The organism is Micromonospora craterilacus (genome assembly GCF_003236315.1).
Classification (GTDB): Bacteria; Actinomycetota; Actinomycetes; order Mycobacteriales; family Micromonosporaceae; genus Micromonospora; species Micromonospora craterilacus.
Genome location: NZ_POTY01000488.1, coordinates 1 through 1226 on the forward strand (window position 1 = coordinate 1; position 1226 = coordinate 1226).

At 72.3% G+C, this 1226-nt stretch carries 1 pseudogene; it reads right to left on the reverse strand.

Going from position 1 to position 1226, the window contains the following annotated elements:
• Positions 1-361: 361 nt before the first annotated feature.
• Positions 362-1226: pseudogene (locus C1I95_RS35615) on the reverse strand (APC family permease); the annotation flags it as partial.

The window sequence follows — 1226 nt, forward strand, 5'->3', positions numbered from 1 at the left end:
GGTGGGGGCTCCGGTAGACGTTGGTAGGCGTCGGCAGGAGGTCCGTAGCCGGGCGGCGGCCCATAGCCAGGACCAGGCGGCGGGCCGTAGCCAGACGCAGGTGGCGGCCCATAGCCAGGACCAGGCGGCGGCCCATAGCCAGACGCGGGCGGCGGCCCATAGCCAGACGCGGGCGGCGGCCCATAGCCAGACGCGGGCGGCGGGCCGTAGCCGGGCGACGGACCGTACCCAGCGGGAGGCCGCTGTTCGGCGGCCAGAGGCGCCAGGCTCGGCTCCTGATTCCAGCGAGAATGCAGGGGGTCAACGGGGCCGACATGGTGGCCGGCGGGTCGCTGCGCGTGAGTCATCATCGTCGGCCTTGTCAGATCGAGATGTGGATGGGGTCGGGCACGGCGTTCGGGGTCGGGGTGCCGTGGCCGATGCCGTCGTAGACCTCTGGCCGGTACCGCCGCAGGTGCTTGGCCCACATCCCGCCGATGGCCGCAGCGGCGATGATGATCGTGGGCAGCACAAGCGGGACCAACGAGCCGGGCGCGGCTCCCAGCAGCGACCCGACGTTGATGACCATCAGGCCCAGCACCGCCACCCCAGCGATCAGGCCCAGCATCGGCGCGATGAGCCACTCCCACACGCCGGCTCGCTCACCCCGAACCTGGTGCGGGGAGAACAGCGCGGCCAGCGACGCGGCCAGCAGCAGGCTCAGCAGGCCCATCGCACCCAACGTCGACAGCCAGGTGAACATCTGCCCAATCGGGTCGGCGCCGGTCACCGCGAACCCGGTCACCACCACGCCAGCGATGATCGTCTGCGTCAGCGACCCGCCGCGCGGCGCGCTGACCCGCGTCCCGCCCTCGGCGCCCGCGAGCCGGGCCGGCAGCACTCCCTCCCGTGCCATGGCGAACACGTATCGCGCGATCACGCTGTGGAAGCTGAGCTTCGAGGTGCCGATCCCCAACAGCAGCGTCAACCCCGCCACGACCACCAACCAGCCAGCGACCCGACCCAGGATCGTGAACGGCAGATCGGCGTCCGCCGCAGCCATCTCCCCCACAGAACTGGGGCCGACCGCCAGGCCCATCGCCCACGCCACCGCGGAATACACCCCGCCGAGCGCGAGCGCCCCGACGATCGTGGCCCGGCCGACCGAACGCCGGTCGATGGCCTCCTCCACGAACGAGCCCGGGGCGTCGACTCCCATCAGCGAGGCCACGCAGAACGCCACCGCC